The sequence below is a fragment of the Rhizobium sp. BR 250 genome (genome assembly GCF_047445855.1).
GTDB lineage: Bacteria > Pseudomonadota > Alphaproteobacteria > Rhizobiales > Rhizobiaceae > Agrobacterium > Agrobacterium tumefaciens_I.
Genome location: NZ_JARWKW010000002.1, coordinates 365,747 through 381,929 on the forward strand (window position 1 = coordinate 365,747; position 16,183 = coordinate 381,929).

Consider the following 16,183-nt stretch of genomic DNA (forward strand, 5'->3'; position numbering starts at 1 on the left):
CCAGCCGCCCCATAGAAAATCCGGATTTCAGGCAACGTCATCATCCATGAAAATACTTCTAGTAGAAGACGACAATACAACCGGAAACTATATTACGAAGGGACTGACCTCGGCTGGCCATACGATCGACTGGGTCAGGGACGGGCGTGACGCACTGGCTGCGGGACTGGATGGGGGATATGACATCGCCGTTGTTGACCGCATGATCCCCGGACTGGATGGTCTCAATCTGGTCAAGAGCCTGCGTGCGGCTTCGATACGCGTTCCCATACTTTTTCTGACGGCGATGAGCGGTGTTGATGACCGTGTCGAAGGGCTGGAAGCCGGTGGCGACGACTATCTGGTAAAACCGTTCGCTTTCTCGGAATTGACGGCCAGGATCAATGCTCTCGTTCGGCGACCGCCCATTGCCACGGAGAAGACGCGCCTGCGCGTGGGCGACCTCGAAATGGACCTCGTCACCAGAACAACGTCGCGCGGAGGACAGCGGATCGACCTCTTGCCACGCGAATTCTCGCTTCTGGAACTGCTCATGCGCAACGAAGGTCGAATCCTGACGAAAACGATGTTTCTCGAAAAAATCTGGAACTTCAATTTCGACCCGCAAAGCTCCGTCGTGGAAACGCACATCAGCCGGTTGAGGGCGAAAATCGACAAGCCGTTCGACCAGCCGCTTCTGCATACCGTCAAGAACACGGGCTATACCCTACATGCCCGGCGCTAGCTTTCTGAAAAGCACCGCCGTCAGGTTGGCAATCATCTACATCGCCCTGTTCATCACCGCATCGCTTGGCGCAAACATCGCAGCCTACCGGATGGTTGTCAGTTTCCTCGACGACCGCCTGAACGCCAATGTCCAGGAGCGTTATCGGGAGATCGCATCGGCCTTCGACGCACGCGGCATTCAGGGCGCCGTGGACATGATCGACAATCACGGCCCAGCCATCAGGGGTCAGGAGACCATCTACGCATTGCGCAGCCCGGCCGGAGAACTGCTCGCGGGAAGCAATCGATTTTCGAACGTCCCATCCGGTTATTCGATCCTTGAACCCGACGACCATCACGGCAGTGCTTCCCACTACAAGCTTTTCAATGGTCCTCTGGGGCCGAACACTCTCGTGGTGGGGATCAACTCCGGAGACACGGATGAACTGGCCCGCATCGTTCTCATCAGTTTCGGATGGGCGACCGCGATCGTTCTTTCCATGGGCATGACGGGAGCCGCCATATTGGCGTATCGAACGCGCCGCCGCATCTCGTCGCTGGCGCAAATCGCCCACGCCATCGGACATGGCGAGCTTTCAAAACGGCTTCCAATTTCATCACGCATGGATGAAATCGACATATTTTCAGCGGAAATCAATGTGGCTCTAGCAAGACTGGACTCCAGCGTAGCAGCATTGAAGCAGGTGACGACCGACGTCGCCCATGACCTCAAGACCCCGATTGGCCGGACATTCCTCGTGCTGGAAGATGCGCTCAATGCGCATGCGGTTGACGAGATGAGGACCGGCGTTGAGACCGCTCTTGAAGAACTGCGATCCATAGCAAATACGTTCGATGCTCTTCTGCGGATTGCCCAGATCGAAGCGCGAAGCAGGACCGCCCGCTTCACCGCCTTCGATCTTTGCGACATCGTCGGTGAAATCTACGAAACCTATGAGGTTATTGCCGCGGAGGAAGGCTATGAGCTGACGATGCGCGGTGCTGCGGGCGGCTGCCGGATCAATGGCGATCCTGATCTCATTCGCCAATTGTTGGCGAACCTGTTGTCCAACGCCATGCGGCACGCCCCCGTCGGGTCAAGAATTTGCCTCGAAGTGTCGCGCGGGGAAGGACAAGTCCTGTTAAATATCGCAGACAACGGGCCAGGCATATCAGACGAAGACCGGGCGCAGGTGTTCGACCGGTTCTATCGGGTTGAGAAAAGCAGAACCACCGCAGGGTCCGGACTTGGCCTGAGCCTTGTCAAAGCCATATCGGAACTACACGGCGCCGCCGTGACGCTTTCGAACAACAACCCCGGTTTGCGCGTGGCCGTTCAGTTTCAGGAACTGCGCGCGTGAGGCAGGCTCTGTTTTGCTTTGCCCCAAAATCCAGCGCAAACCGCGATGCCATATTGATCCATGGTGAAGCCTCTCCATCTCTGGAAAAGCTGCACCCTGACAGGCCGAACCTGAAGATTTACGCCAGATATTTCCGGAAGAAATCCGTCGTCCGCCCCCAGGCGAGATCAGCGGCCGCCTTGTCGTAACGCGCCGATGACGTGTCATTATTGAAGGCGTGGTTGACGCCGTCATAGACGAAGATTTCGAAGGTCTTGCCGTTTTCCTCCAGCGCCTTTTTATAGGCATCGATGCCGGCGTTGATGCGCTCGTCGAGACCGGCATAATGCAAAAGCAACGGCGCCTTGATGGCCGGCACATCGGCCGCCGCTGGTTGCTGGCCGTAATAGGCGACACCGGCATTCAAGCCTGCCGATTTGGTGGCGAAACGGTTGACCAGCCCGCCGCCCCAGCAGAAACCGACCGCGCCGACCTTGCCATTTGCCCCCTGCCTTGCCGCAAGCCACACCCTGCCCGCTTCGGCATTGGCGACGGTTGCCTCCATGTCGAGACCGCTGAACATTTCCCGTGCCTTGTCCTCATTCGAGGGCGTTCCACCCTGCGGCGAGAGGAAATCGACCGCAAGCGCCCGGAAACCGGCGAGCGCCACACGTCTCGCCACGTCGCGAATATGGTCGTTCAGGCCACGGTTTTCATGGATGACGATGACGGAACCAATGGGGCCGGATACCGACTTCGGCGTGACGAGGTAACCCTTCATCTCAGCGCCGGGCGCTGGATAGGTCACGTCTTCCGCGACAATGCCCGCATCGTCAGGCGCGACGATGGCAGCACGGGCGCTGTTGGCCGAAAGAAGCGGCGCAATGGCAGCCGCGGCGGCGCCCGAGCCGGCAAGCACTGTAAGCTTTTCCATGAATTTGCGACGGTCGAGGCTGAGATGGGTATATTCATCGTAAGCGTCGATCATGGCCTGGGTAATCTTAGGCTTGTCCATCGCTCTATCCTCCTTGAACGCGCGGATGTGGAAGGATAGCGCAGATCGCAGGGCGGGGAACAAGGCGGGCGGAAGCGGCGCCACACATTTGCGTGAGCGCCGCAACCGGTTTTGACGTCAGGCGGCGAGGTCCACGACGATACGGCCGTCGATCTTGCCCTCTTCCATGCGGTGGAAGATGTCATTGATGTTTTCGAGCTTGTCCCAGGAGAAGTGGGCGGCAACCTTGCCTTCACCCGCGAAGGTCAGCGCTTCCTCCAGATCCTGCCGCGTGCCGACGATGGAGCCGCGCACCGTGATGCGCTTCAGCACCGTGTCGAACACCGGAATGGAGATGAATCCCGGCGGCAGGCCGACAAGCGCCATCGTGCCCTTGGAGCGCAGGAAACCATAGGCCTGCTCCATGGCCTTTGGCGAAACCGCCGTCACCAGCGCGCCATGGACGCCGCCGGTCGCTTTCTGCACCTGCTCCACCGCATCAGGCGCGCGACCGTTGACGACAACGTCGGCTCCGAGTTTTTTCGCTAGCGCCAGCTTGTCGTCGAAGATATCGGCGGCAACGACATGCATGCCCATGGCCTTGGCATATTGCACGGCCATGTGGCCAAGCCCGCCAATGCCGGAAATGACCACCCATTCACCCGGCCGGACTTCGGTTTCCTTGAGACCCTTGTAAACCGTGACACCGGCGCAAAGCACGGGTGCGGCCGGGCCGAAATCCAGATTGTCCGGCAGGCGGCCGACAAATTTCGGATCGGCGAGGCCATATTCGGCAAAGCTGCCATTCACGGAATAACCGGAATTCTTCTGGCTCGGGCATAGCGTTTCCCAGCCGGTGCGGCAGGGGATGCAGCATCCGCAGGCGGTGTAGAGCCAGGGCGTGCCGGCGCGGTCGCCTTCCTTGATGCCGGTAACGCCAGCGCCGATTTTTGCGACATAACCGGCACCTTCATGGCCGGGAATGAAGGGCGGATTGGGCTTGACCGGCCAGTCGCCCGTTGCGGCGTGCAGGTCGGTGTGGCAAACGCCCGTCGCCTTGTAGTTGATGAGAATTTCACCGGGGCCGGGATCCGGTATCGCCACTTCCTCGATGGTCAGCGGTTTTCCAAATGCGCGGACGACCGCCGCCTTCATTGTCTTAGCCATGACATACTCCCTAATCTCTGCTCGCCTGAAATCCTCGACGGCGGGCAGAGATTAACGGGGATGGGGCGTCATGGAATTGACCCATCGCAAGCCGGAGCATTTTGCGCGGTGGGATTGTCTCACTTATGAGGCAACCTCACGCTGCTGTTTCACTCCAGCGCCAACCAGATGGCGAGCCAGGCCCAAAGGCAGACGATGAGCGCAAAACCGATGCCGAACAATGCGCCGCGCTGGCGCAGGCGGTTGCTGGTGACATGGACATAGGAATGGGCGCAGCGCGAAAGCACGAACAGCCATGCCAGAACGACGGTGACGATATTGTCCGCATCCGTGATGTAAAGCAGCAGGCAGGCAACGTGGAACAGCACCGGCAGTTCGAACTGGTTGGCGATGTTGCGGTTCACCAGATAGCTTTCGCGCGCCTCCTCGCCCCGGTCACGCAGCTTGATCGCCGATTCGCGATCCTTGAAGGTGTATTTGTTGCGCCGGATGATCAGAAGACCGTAAAGCCAGAAGACCAGAAAGACATGGGCGATCATCGGCCAGAACATTGCGGTCGTGGGTGACATGCTTTCTTCTCCAATCATGAAAACGCTCCCCGATCCGGCATGAATCGGGGAGCGCCAAATACTCAGTATCCTTTTACGGATTCGCCTCGAAAGATCAAACCGCGCCGGGGTAGTTCGGGCTTTCGCGGGTGATCGTCACGTCGTGTGCGTGGCTTTCACGCAGGCCGGCGCTGGAGATGCGCACGAAGGTGGCGCGTTCCTGGAATTCCTTGATGTTGCTGCCGCCGACATACCCCATGGCAGCCTTCAGGCCGCCGGCCAGCTGATGCAGCACACCGGAAACCGGTCCCTTGTAGGGAACCTGGCCTTCGATGCCTTCCGGCACGAGCTTCAGCGTATCGCGCACTTCGGCCTGGAAATAACGGTCAGCGGAACCGCGCGCCATGGCGCCAACGGAGCCCATGCCGCGATAGGCCTTGAAGGAACGGCCCTGATAAAGGAACACTTCGCCCGGGCTTTCATCGGTACCGGCGAGCAGCGAGCCGATCATGACGGCGGAAGCGCCGGCGGCGATCGCCTTGGCCAGATCGCCCGAGAACTTGATGCCGCCGTCGGCGATAACGGGGATGTCAGCCGCATTGGCCGCTTCCACCGACGCCATGACGGCCGCCAGCTGCGGAACGCCGACGCCGGCGACGATGCGGGTGGTGCAGATGGAGCCGGGGCCGATACCGACCTTGACGGCGTCCGCGCCGGCATCGATCAGCGCCTTGGTGCCATCGGCGGTGGCGACATTGCCGGCGATGATGCGAACCGAGTTCGACATCTTCTTGACCAGCGAGACGGCATCCAGCACGCGCTGCGAATGGCCGTGGGCGGTATCAACGACCAGAAGGTCGACACCGGCATCGATAAGGCGCTCGGCGCGCTCGATGGCGTCAGCACCAACGCTGATGGCGGCGGCGGCGCGAAGACGGCCCTGCGCATCCTTGGTGGCATTGGGGTTCAGCTGTGACTTCTCGATATCCTTGACGGTGATGAGGCCGACGCAATTGCCCTTGGCGTCCACAACCAGCAGCTTTTCGATGCGGTGCTTGTGCAGCAGGCGACGGGCTTCCTGCTGATCGACGCTGCTTTCCTTGACCGTGACTAGGTTTTCGCGGGTCATCAGTTCGTAGATTTTCTGCTGCGGATCGGAAGCGAAGCGCACATCGCGGTTGGTGAGGATGCCGACGAGACGGCCGTTCTTGTGACCACCGGAACCGCCGTTTTCCACGACCGGAATACCGGAAATGCCGTGCGCCTTCATCAGCGCCTGCGCTTCTGCGAGCGTCGCGTCCGGGCCGATGGTGACCGGGTTGACGACCATACCGCTTTCGAACTTCTTCACCTGCCGGACTTCTTCGGCCTGTTCGATGGGGGTCAGGTTGCGGTGGATGACGCCGATGCCGCCGGCCTGGGCCATGGCGATGGCGAGACGGCCTTCAGTGACCGTATCCATGGCGGAAGACAGGATCGGCAGGTTCAGATCGATATCGCGGGCAATGCGGGTGGCGATATTCGTCTGTCCCGGCATGACTTCGGAATGTCCGGGTTGCAGCAACACATCGTCAAATGTGAGAGCGTCCAAACCAGTGGGTGTTTGAATGATGCGTGCCATGACCAAATTCCTTCATACTGAAAATGCGTGGCCGATCCGGAACGAAAAGTTCACCCCGGCGCCCTGCAAGGATTGCTTGGAAGTTGGCGAGGGCTGGTAACACGTTCATGACAGGAAGGGAATAGAAAAAACCCGGAATAACCTTCCGGGTTTCCTCTGTTGCTGCATTGCAGCAGATATCAGATGTCGAACTGGTAGGATTTCGGCACGAAACGGTAACCCGTATCCAGCTTTTCCGCGTAGCCGACGGCCGGGAACGGCATATGGTAACCGAGGAAAGGCAACCGGTCAGTGGCGATCATGTCATAGACCTTCTTGCGGGTCGCGGCGGCGGCCGCCTTGTCCATGTCGAACTTTACTTCCCAGTCTGGCTTCTGCAGGGAAAGCACGAAATGGTTGGCCGTATCCGCCGTCAGGATCAGCTGCTTCCCTTCCGATTCGACACGGAAAATCATGTGGCCCGGCGAATGGCCGAAAGCCGCCACGCTGGTAATCCCGGAAACGACACTGGCGCCGTCGCCGATGAAGGTCGCCTTTTCCGCCAGCGGCTTGACATTGGCGAGAACGCCCTTGTGACCGCCTTCGGCAGGCGTGCCGACGCGCTTCTCATTCGTCCAGAAATCATATTCCGTCTGGCCGAACACATAACGCGCCTTCGAAAAGGCCGGCGCACCCTTTTCCATCAGTCCGCCAATATGGTCACCATGCATATGGGTCAGCACCACCACGGTCACGTCCTCGGGCGTATAACCGGCCGCAGCCATGCCTTCGGTCAGGCGGCCATTGCCGGCACCGCGGCCAGCCTCGCCGAAACCCGTGTCGAACAGCACGAGATCGGAGCCGGTATTGATGAGAACCGGCGAGAAGGAATTGACGAACTGATCCTTCGGCAGAAAATTGTCTTCCAGCAATTTGCCCACGGTCTCGGCCGACTGGTCCGTGCCGAAGGTCTCTCCCGGATTGGGCGCGGCGCGCGAGCCGTCCTTGACGACGAGCACTTCGAAGTTGCCGAGCTTGAAGCGGTTGGTTTCAGGCGGCATCACGTGTTTTATCTCCATGGAAGTCTGCGGCTGGTTCGTCTGGGCGTCTGCGCTGCGCACCATCAAAAGCGGCGCGCCGAGAACGCTTGCGCCGGCCGCACCGATGAGGCCGCGTCTGCTCATGCTCAAGGATTGGGTCATCATCTTGTCTCCGATATCGCCAACTGGCCGTGATCGCCAACTGAACTGGCCCAACGGACAATAGAGCGAGAAAGTTGCAAGAAAACCGGCCTCACGCAGGTTTGATCGGAACTTGAGAAATTGATAATTAACGTGTTGGCAAGCCGTCTTATCAGGCGTAGGAGGAACGGCGATATCCCTTGTCGCAGCGGAAAACCGCAGGCAGCCTCATGAACCGCATCATTCCCCTGATCCTGGCAGTCGCTCTCTTCATGGAGCAGATGGACTCCACCGTCATCGCCACCTCGCTTCCGGCGATTGCCGCCGACCTCCATGTCGGGCCGATCACGCTCAAGCTCGCACTGACCGCCTATATGGTGGCGCTGGCGATCTTCATTCCCATCAGCGGCTGGATGGCCGACAAATACGGTGCGAAGAAAATCTTCCGTTTCGCCATCGGCGTTTTTGTGGTGGGCTCGATCTGCTGCGCGGTTTCCTCCTCGGTGTTCGAATTCGTTCTCTCGCGTTTCCTGCAGGGCATGGGTGGGGCGATGATGACGCCCGTCGGCCGTCTCGTGCTGCTGCGCACGACCAAGCGCAGTGAACTCGTCTCCGCCATGGCGCTCTTGACCATACCGGGGCTCGTCGGGCCGCTCACTGGTCCGCCGATCGGTGGTTTCATCACCACCTATTTTTCATGGCACTGGATTTTCCTCATTAACGTGCCGATCGGCATCATCGGCATCTGGCTCGCGACGATCTTCCTGCCGGAAATCGAAACCACCAATCCGCCGCCCATGGACGGCAAGGGTTTCGTGCTGTCGGGCATCGCCGCTTCCGGCGTGGTGTTCGGCCTCTCCGTCGTCAGCCTTCCCGCCCTGCCGCCGGCCATCGGCATCGCTTCGACCATCATCGGTTTTATCTGCGGCTTTCTTTATCTGCGCCACGCCGCGCGCCACCCCGCCCCCATTCTGGATTTTCGCATTTTCCAGAACGCGACCTTCCGGGCGGCTTCCATCGGCGGCACCGTTTTCCGCATTTCCACGGGCGCCATACCCTTCCTGATGCCGCTGATGCTGCAGATCGGTTTCGGGCTCAACCCGTTCCAATCGGGCATGATCACCTTTGCCGGCGCTATCGGGGCGATCACCACGAAATTCATGGCCAAGCGAGTGTTTGCGGCAACGGGTTTCCGCTCGACGCTGATCGGGGCCGGTATCGTCGGCGCGTTCACGACGCTCGCCAACAGCTTCTTCACGCCGGAAACGCCCTATCCGCTGATCATGATCTTTCTGGTCACGGCGGGATTTGCCCGTTCCTTCTTCTTCACCGGATCGAACGCGCTCAGCTATTCCGATATCGAGGACAGCCAGGCCAGCCAAGCGACCTCGATGGCGTCAGTGCTGCAACAGATCAGCCTGGCGCTGGGCGTGGCTTTCGCCGCTTCCATTCTGGAAGTCAGCAGCATGATGTCCGGCACTCATCTGCAGCTTGCCGATTTCCACATCGCCTTCACCATCGTTGCGCTGGTGTCGCTGTTCGCCATCGTGCCGATCATCCGCATGGATGCACAGGCCGGGGCGGCCGTTTCCGGCCACCGCGGCAAGGTTTCACAACCGGCGGAGTGATCAGTCTTCGACTGCCTCTTCAGCGTCGGCATCCACTGCCGGCTCGTTCTTTCGGCCCTTGAAGTGCTTGGCGAGCAGGAACATCTCGACCGATTCCGAGCGTGAAGACGCCGGCTTGATATGCAGGACCTGCTTGAAGTTCTTCTTCAACATGTCCAGCAACGCCTTTTCCGTGCCGCCCTGGAAGGTCTTGGCGAGGAAATGGCCCCCTTCCGCCAGCACCTGAACGGCAAAATCGGCCGCGACTTCGCAGAGATGCATGGTGCGGATATGGTCGGTCTTCTGGTGGCCCGTGGTGGGCGCAGCCATGTCCGACAGCACCAGATCGGGCGTGCCGCCGACGGCCTCCATCAGCTTTTCCGGTGCGCTCGGATCGAGGAAGTCGAGCTGCAGGATCTTCACGCCGGGAATGGGATCGATCTCGAGGAAGTCGATGGCCGCGACGCGGATGTCATCCTCGGTCGAATCCGTCACCTTGGCGGCGATCTGCGACCAGCTGCCGGGGGCGGCGCCAAGGTCGATGATGCGGTGTGCGCCTTTGAGGATCTGGTGCTTGTCGTTGATTTCCAGAAGCTTGAAGGCGGCGCGGGCGCGATAGCCTTCCAGCTTGGCGCGCTGCACATAGGGGTCATTGATATGACGTTCCAGCCAGCGGCGCGACGAGGCCTTGAGCTTGGTCTTCTTGACCTTCTGGCCGATCTTGCGGCCGGTGCGATTGGTGCTTGTCGGCGCCTTGCTCATGTCAAACCTTCCGTTCTGTCCTGCCGTACAATCTGCATGCGCCTTATGCGGTTGCGCCGCCATGCGCCGTCATCCGCCATCATATCCGTCAACAGGCCTTCACGCAGGCCACGATCCGCCACCCGCATGCGGCGTGCCGGCCAGCGGCGGCGAATGGCCTCGAGAATGGCGCAGCCGGCCAGAACCAGATCGGCCCGATCGGGTCCGATGCAGGCATTGGCGGCGCGGCCGGCGAAATCCCATGCCAGTAACTTGTCCTGCATCGCCGTCACCTCGGCATCGGAAAGCCACAGGCCATCCACCTTGCGGCGATCATAACGCGGCAAGTCGAGATGGACGCCGGCAAGCGTCGTCACCGTGCCTGAGGTTCCGATCAGGTGAAAATCCTCGTGGTGCATCTGTGGCGCGAGCGGCGGGCAATGGAAGGCATCCAGCAGCCCTTCGACTTCCCGCACCATGGCGGCAAACACATCCGGCGTCACGTCGCGGCCGCCATGGCGTTCCGACAGCGTGACAACGCCGACCGGCAGCGATGTCCAGTGGGTGATGTGGTTGGCGAGCCGGTTCGAGCGGTTTTCACCGACCTTGATGACCGCGATTTCCGACGATCCGCCGCCAATATCGAACAGCACGACGGAGCGTGCTTCACGCCCGACAAGCGACGCGCAGCCCGAAACCGCAAGCCGGGCTTCCGTCTCACGGCTGATGATTTCGAGCTTCAGCCCCGTTTCCCGCGTAACACGCGCCAGAAACTCCTCGCCATTGGAAGCCGCACGGCAGGCCTCGGTGGCGATCAATCGCATGCGCCGGATCGGACGACCAGAGAGTTTTGCGGAGCAAACCTTCAGGGCCTCGACGGCGCGGTCCATCGCATCATCGGAAAGCCGGCCGCTCGACACCAGCCCCTCGCCCAGCCGGACGATGCGCGAAAAGGCATCGACCACCCGGAACTGGCCGGGCCGCGTCGGCTGCGCGATCAGCAGGCGGCAATTATTGGTGCCGAGATCAAGCGCCGCATACATGTCCGCCAGCGGCTCCTGGCCATGCTCATGCTGGCGGCCGGCGTGGCGGGCGGAGATTTCGGATTGCGACCGGTGCGGTTCCTGTGCCGAGCCATTGGCACGGCCATTCTGCTTGCCGACATGTTTCGGCGCATGGGTGGGAACAAGCGGACGGCCCTGCGGATCACGACCGCGCGGATCGCGATGTCCGCGTTTGCGGTTACGCGATTTTCGCGGGCCAGCGGGCGGCACGGAGGATGAATTTGCACCATCAGGCGTGGCTGGAGACTGCGCCTGTCCACTGGCGGTAGCCACAGCCTGCTGAGACGTGCCTTTGCCGCGAGAACGCCTGCGGCGCTTTCTCTTGCGCGGCTCGGCATCCGGCTCGAGAGCCGATACGTAGGAGGAACCGGCCGGAACATCCGCAGCAACATCATGCGACAACACAGCAGCGTCACGGGGCTTACCGTCACGCTTGTGTTTCTTGCCACGACGGGATCGCTTCGCTTTCCCTTTGTTCGCCACCGACGCCCCTTGTTCCGACGGCTTTGGGCCGTTTCCGGGGTCGATCACTGTCTTGTCCATTTCGCCGCGCACAAGCGTAGACGCTATGCTGCTGGCTTTCATAAGGTTTCGTTGGGTGGACAATACCAGCGCAGGCGATTTTAGCCAAATGGTTTTTGGCAGGCTGGGTGTGGGGAGGATGCGTGCATCGTCAAGGCTGGGTACGGATCATCGTAGTCGCAGCAACGGTTTCGGAGGATTCTCGAAATAAGGAGGCCGGTCGGGGCAGCGTGAAGACTTGCGGAAACTTTCCGCAAATCATGAACGCCATCAGTGTCGAGAGGGAAACTCCCCTCTCCCGGTAAGTCCTTGTGACATATAAACTTACTGGGAGAGGGGAATGGTACGGTTGAGTGGGGTCGAACCACCGACCTCAGGTGCCACAAACCTGCGCTCTAACCAACTGAGCTACAACCGCACATGAAACGCCGAAGCGGCGTCACGGGGGGTGACATAAAAGGTGTTTTCCCCATTTGCAAGTGCCTCTTCGAATTTTGCGAAAAAAGGCTGCGAAAGGCAAGCGCTTTTCGATAGGGTGCCCTGAGAGCGGGAAGCGCGAATGGGCCTGTTGATGTTAACTCTATTTGGCGATTCATCCACCGGGCGGTGGACCGGGCCGCGCTGTGAAGTTATTTAAAATTCTGTTAACGTGATGCCTTAGCAGGTTTAAGTTTCGGCTTCATGAGGAAGCTGAAAAGCCCGCAAGGTCCGGTAGTGCCAGAATAGGTTTCGACATGCCCGCCGTCCAGTATCCCTTTATCGATATCGCAGTGCATGAACGGGTGCGTGAAGGTTTCGGGCGCGGTGAAGCCATGGCGCTGTTTTCGCTCGACCTTCAAAATGTTCTCTGGGCCAATGGGCGGGGTGCGGCGCTGTTCGGCACGCCGATGGTTTACGATTTTCTGGAACAGGGGCCGAAACGGCAGGACGTGACCTTCCGGCAACTGGCGGCCACGGCGGCCCGGCTTTCCAAGGCCGGCGACGGCCTGCCGTTTACCATTCGCATCACCTCGGGTTTTCGCAGCCTTGCCGTCACCGCCCGCGCGGAGATCATCGAGGCGGAGCCTGGCCATCCGGCCATTCTGTTTTCCGCTCTCACCGACCAGGCCGCGCCCGACGTGGCCGAATGCGCCCGGCGCATGATCGAAGGGTTTGACGATCCGGATATTCATATGGCGGTTCTGAACGGCGACAATGAGATCATTGCCGCCTCGCCCGGCTTTTCGTCGCTCGGCATTACGCCGCACACGGCACGCACCCTGGTGAAAATGGCTGCTGGCCAGTCCGGTCACCTCGTCAAGCGCCCGGTGCCGACCGGCAAGGGTTATCTGCCCGCCGCCACCGGCCAGATCACGTCATCGCCCGAACTGAACCTGATGTTCGTGGTGGAAACCGCGCTCGGGACGCTCGATCCCGTCAACGGCTTTACCGAGGAGAAGCCGCAGGAGGCTCCGGCCATAGCAGAACCCGCCTTGCCGGTTGCGGAAACCGCGCCCGTCATCGCGGCGGCAGCCTCTTTCGATGCCGTTCTTGATGCTGTTGCCGGCATAGAGGATGTGGAAGACGAGCAGGACGTACTGGCCGATCCCGAAGACGAAGCAGAGGCGGAAGCCGAGGTGGAGCAGGACCACGTCTTGCCTTTGCCGGAAACCGAAACGCAGGCTCCTCTGGACGTTCCCCTGCGGGATGCCGATGCCGCCGCGAATGTGGCGATGACCGACGACATCGCCGATCTCTTCGAACTCGACGCGGATGAAGCGGTGGCTCCCGCAACCGACCGGACAGTCAGCGAAGATCAGGGCGAAGAGGCCGTGGAGACGGAGAACGCACCAGCGGAAGAAGGGATTGCCGAAGCCGCAACGGCAGCGGATGCCCCATCGGCCAACGGGGATATTCCAGTGGAAACGGCACCTGCGGAGGAAGCACGGCCTTTTGTCTTCAATCCCGGTGCGCGCGCTTCCCGCTTTGTCTGGAAAATCGACGCCGAGGGGCGTTTCAGCTCGATCTCGCATGAATTCGCGGAAGCCGTGGGTGCAAAGGCGGCGGCCGTGGAAGGCATGGGTTTCGCCGATGTCGCCGCATTGTTCAATCTCGATCCGGACGGCAAGATCCGTGAGCTTCTCGGCCGTCGCGATACCTGGTCGGGCAAGACGATCTACTGGCCGGTGGAAGGCACATCCCTGATGGTGCCGATCGATCTCGCCGCCCTGCCCACCTATACCCGCTTGCGCGAATTTGACGGTTTCCGTGGTTTCGGCATCGTGCGGCTGGCCGATGCCACCGAGGACCCGCACGCGACCGGCCTGACCTTCCTGGACGGCGAAGGGGCTGATCCGGCAGAGGTTTTGCCGCAGCCCGCCATCGAAGATGAGGGCCATGAACTGCTGGCCTTTATCGACGAGGATGACGACGCGGACGATAATTCCGGCTCGGCGGCAGAGGCTGAAACCCCGATTGAGGAGGTCGAAACCGCAGACGATACTGCGAACGAGGTTTCGCCGGACGAACAGCACCATGATTACACGCCGCCGGAATTCGAAGCGCCGGTCACGGCGCCCGCACCGGAGCCATCCTATTCCGACAAGATCGTTCATCTGGAGGAACGCCGCTCGCGCTCCCGCGAAGGCCTGACCGCAGGCGAGCAGGCCGCCTTCCGCGAAATCGGCCGGGCGCTCGCGCCCACGGATACGGTTTCGGAGGAAAGCCGGAAGCCGGAGACGGAAGCCGTTTCCGCCGTGCAGGATGTCCAGCAAGATATCGCTGCGGATATTTCGGAAAGCGCGCCCTCCGGCATGGCAAATGACGGAAAGGCGGCGGAACCCGCGCAAAAAGAACCGACACAAGAAGAGCCGGAACAAGAAGACGATCTTTTCGCCGATTATGTCCGTGGTGAGCAGCCGGCGGCCATTCGCGCACCCGCAGATGAGAGCGGTTCAGAAGAACAGCAGGCGGCTGCGGCTGGCGAGCAGTCGGTTACCAATATTGCCGCCGCCGTGGTCAGCCCGTCCGTTCGCCCCGCCGATTCGCTGACGGCCGAGACACTGGACCAGATGCCCGTGGCGCTTCTGGTGCATGCCGGCGACAGGTTGATCCACGCCAATCCCGATTTCTTGCKACTGACGGGCTATGACTCGTTAGTCGAACTGGAAGAAGTGGGCGGACTGGAAGCGCTGCTGCAACGGCAGGAACTGGAAGACATGCCGAACCACGAGGGCGGCATGGTGGTCGTCAGCGCCGAAAACGACATCATCCCGGTCAAGGCGCGGCTGCAATCCATCCGCTGGGAAGAGACCAAGGCGCTGATGCTGTCGCTGGTTCCGCTGGAGGAAAAGCCGGTGTCGGTTACGGCGGCCAATGAAAATATCGCCGCAGATCCGGAAAATGCCGAGGCCGGCAGCCTCTCCCTGTTGCAGGGCGAAGTGGAAGAGCTGCATTCCATTCTGGAAACCGCCACCGATGGCGTGGTGCTTCTGGGCGACGAGGGCGAAATCCGCTCGCTCAATCGTTCCGCCAGCGCGCTGTTCAACTATGATAATGGCGAAATCGCCGGCAAACCCTTCGTGACGCTCTTTGCCCATGAGAGCCAGCGCGCCGTGCTGGATTATCTCTCCGGCCTTGCCAATAACGGCGTCGCCAGCGTGCTGAATGACGGCCGCGAAGTGATCGGCCGCGAGGCATCCGGCGGCTTCTTGCCGCTGTTCATGACCATCGGGCGGCTCAAATCTTCCCATGGCTATTGCGCCGTCATCCGTGACATCACCCAGTGGAAGCGCACGGAAGAGGAACTGCGCAACGCCAAGCGGGCGGCGGAAACCGCCAATGCGCACAAGACCGATTTCCTTGCCCGCGTCAGCCATGAAATCCGCACGCCACTCAACGCCATCATCGGTTTTGCCGACATGATGGCGACGGAACGTTTCGGGCCGATCGGCCATCCGCGTTATGTGGAATATGCCAATGATATCGGCCGTTCCGGCCGGCACGTGCTCGATATCGTCAATGATCTGCTCGATATTTCCAAGATCGAGGCCGGACAGATGGATGTGGATTTCATCGCCGTGCCGTTGAACGAGACGGTGGCCGAGGCCGTCTCGCTGGTGCAGCCGCAGGCCAATAACCAGCGCGTCATCATCCGCACGGCGCTGGCACAATCCGTACCGCAGATCGTCGCCGACCTGCGCTCGATCAAGCAGATCGTGCTGAACATCCTGTCGAACGCCATCCGCTTCACCCCATCCGGCGGCCAGATCGTTGTTTCCACCGCCTATGAGGCCAATGGCAGCGTATCGCTGCGCATCCGCGACACCGGCATCGGCATGACACGGGCGGAACTGGAACAGGCGATGAAGCCGTTCCGGCAGGTGGCGTCGTCGGGCAAGCGCGTGCGCGGTGATGGCACCGGGCTTGGCCTGCCGTTGACGAAAGCCATGGTCGACGCCAACCGCGCGAATTTCTCCATCACCTCCACGCCGAATGAAGGCACGCTGGTGGAAATCACCTTTCCATCGCAGCGGGTTCTTGCCAACTGAGGCCATGCGGGCGTAGCAATGCGGCGGTAGGAAGCAGGTGGTTTTCCGAAGCCACCGCATTTCCCTCATTCCTGTTCCCCGCAACGAGCCCGGGAACAGGAATGAGGGAAATGCGGATGCGACAACACAAGAATTCGTTGGGTCATACAGTGTACCAGGGGATGCGTAACGCGTTGAGGCTTTCG

Annotated in this window: 11 protein-coding genes and 1 tRNA gene; 4 read left to right on the plus strand and 8 right to left on the minus strand. The window is 60.7% G+C overall.

Going from position 1 to position 16,183, the window contains the following annotated elements:
* Window positions 1-46 precede the first annotated feature (46 nt).
* Both QD336_RS04830 and QD336_RS04835 read left to right on the plus strand, forming a co-directional pair.
* Window positions 47-724 (plus strand): winged helix-turn-helix domain-containing protein, encoded by a 678-nt coding sequence (locus QD336_RS04830; protein WP_499169615.1) that lies wholly within the window; start codon window positions 47-49, stop codon window positions 722-724.
* Window positions 725-920: 196 nt separating this feature from the next.
* Complete coding sequence (locus QD336_RS04835; protein ID WP_499169616.1) at window positions 921-2,066, plus strand: sensor histidine kinase; 1,146 nt, start codon at window positions 921-923, stop codon at window positions 2,064-2,066.
* 118 nt (window positions 2,067-2,184) lie between these two features.
* On the opposite strand, the gene QD336_RS04840 is transcribed toward QD336_RS04835, so the two are convergent.
* From QD336_RS04840 to QD336_RS04860, 5 genes are all read right to left on the minus strand, one after another.
* Complete coding sequence (locus QD336_RS04840; RefSeq protein ID WP_499169618.1) at window positions 2,185-3,060, minus strand: dienelactone hydrolase family protein; 876 nt, start codon at window positions 3,058-3,060, stop codon at window positions 2,185-2,187.
* A gap of 117 nt (window positions 3,061-3,177) precedes the next feature.
* Window positions 3,178-4,206 carry an alcohol dehydrogenase AdhP gene (adhP, locus tag QD336_RS04845; protein WP_046800638.1) on the minus strand — a complete coding sequence of 343 codons (1,029 nt, stop codon included), beginning with the start codon at window positions 4,204-4,206 and terminating at the stop codon, window positions 3,178-3,180.
* Between the two features lie 149 nt (window positions 4,207-4,355).
* Window positions 4,356-4,757 (minus strand): MAPEG family protein, encoded by a 402-nt coding sequence (locus tag QD336_RS04850; RefSeq protein WP_499169693.1) that lies wholly within the window; start codon window positions 4,755-4,757, stop codon window positions 4,356-4,358.
* 112 nt (window positions 4,758-4,869) lie between these two features.
* Window positions 4,870-6,375, minus strand: coding sequence for an IMP dehydrogenase (guaB, locus tag QD336_RS04855; RefSeq protein ID WP_269342069.1), 1,506 nt, complete (start codon window positions 6,373-6,375; stop codon window positions 4,870-4,872).
* Window positions 6,376-6,554: 179 nt separating this feature from the next.
* The gene (locus tag QD336_RS04860; protein ID WP_499169695.1) at window positions 6,555-7,556 is read right to left on the minus strand and encodes an MBL fold metallo-hydrolase; all 1,002 of its coding nucleotides are present in this window, start codon (window positions 7,554-7,556) and stop codon (window positions 6,555-6,557) included.
* 209 nt (window positions 7,557-7,765) lie between these two features.
* Here QD336_RS04860 and QD336_RS04865 point away from each other — a divergent pair, with 209 nt between their 5' ends.
* Window positions 7,766-9,163, plus strand: a complete 1,398-nt coding sequence (locus QD336_RS04865) for an MDR family MFS transporter (RefSeq protein WP_499169697.1) — start codon at window positions 7,766-7,768, stop codon at window positions 9,161-9,163.
* On the opposite strand, the gene QD336_RS04870 is transcribed toward QD336_RS04865, so the two are convergent.
* The 3 genes from QD336_RS04870 to QD336_RS04880 form a co-directional block, all read right to left on the minus strand.
* On the minus strand, window positions 9,164-9,904 hold the full coding sequence (locus tag QD336_RS04870) for an RlmE family RNA methyltransferase (RefSeq protein WP_499169620.1): 741 nt from the start codon (window positions 9,902-9,904) through the stop codon (window positions 9,164-9,166).
* Window positions 9,901-11,532 carry a Ppx/GppA phosphatase family protein gene (locus tag QD336_RS04875; RefSeq protein ID WP_499169622.1) on the minus strand — a complete coding sequence of 544 codons (1,632 nt, stop codon included), beginning with the start codon at window positions 11,530-11,532 and terminating at the stop codon, window positions 9,901-9,903. Before QD336_RS04875 ends, QD336_RS04870 begins: the two co-directional genes overlap by 4 nt.
* Window positions 11,533-11,810: 278 nt before the next feature.
* Window positions 11,811-11,887: transfer RNA gene (locus QD336_RS04880), tRNA-His, on the minus strand.
* A gap of 316 nt (window positions 11,888-12,203) precedes the next feature.
* Between QD336_RS04880 and QD336_RS04885 the strand changes: the two genes are divergently transcribed.
* Window positions 12,204-15,998, plus strand: a complete 3,795-nt coding sequence (locus QD336_RS04885; RefSeq protein ID WP_499169624.1) for an ATP-binding protein — start codon at window positions 12,204-12,206, stop codon at window positions 15,996-15,998.
* Window positions 15,999-16,183: the final 185 nt, after the last annotated feature.

Coding starts and splice junctions, on each gene's coding strand:
- QD336_RS04830 (WP_499169615.1), top strand. CDS start 47: ATGAAAATACTTCTAGTAGAAGACGACAATACAACCGGAAACTATATT.
- QD336_RS04835 (WP_499169616.1), top strand. CDS start 921: ATGATCGACAATCACGGCCCAGCCATCAGGGGTCAGGAGACCATCTAC.
- QD336_RS04840 (WP_499169618.1), bottom strand. CDS start 3,060: ATGGACAAGCCTAAGATTACCCAGGCCATGATCGACGCTTACGATGAA.
- adhP (WP_046800638.1), bottom strand. CDS start 4,206: ATGGCTAAGACAATGAAGGCGGCGGTCGTCCGCGCATTTGGAAAACCG.
- QD336_RS04850 (WP_499169693.1), bottom strand. CDS start 4,757: ATGTTCTGGCCGATGATCGCCCATGTCTTTCTGGTCTTCTGGCTTTAC.
- guaB (WP_269342069.1), bottom strand. CDS start 6,375: ATGGCACGCATCATTCAAACACCCACTGGTTTGGACGCTCTCACATTT.
- QD336_RS04860 (WP_499169695.1), bottom strand. CDS start 7,556: ATGACCCAATCCTTGAGCATGAGCAGACGCGGCCTCATCGGTGCGGCC.
- QD336_RS04865 (WP_499169697.1), top strand. CDS start 7,766: ATGAACCGCATCATTCCCCTGATCCTGGCAGTCGCTCTCTTCATGGAG.
- QD336_RS04870 (WP_499169620.1), bottom strand. CDS start 9,904: ATGAGCAAGGCGCCGACAAGCACCAATCGCACCGGCCGCAAGATCGGC.
- QD336_RS04875 (WP_499169622.1), bottom strand. CDS start 11,532: ATGAAAGCCAGCAGCATAGCGTCTACGCTTGTGCGCGGCGAAATGGAC.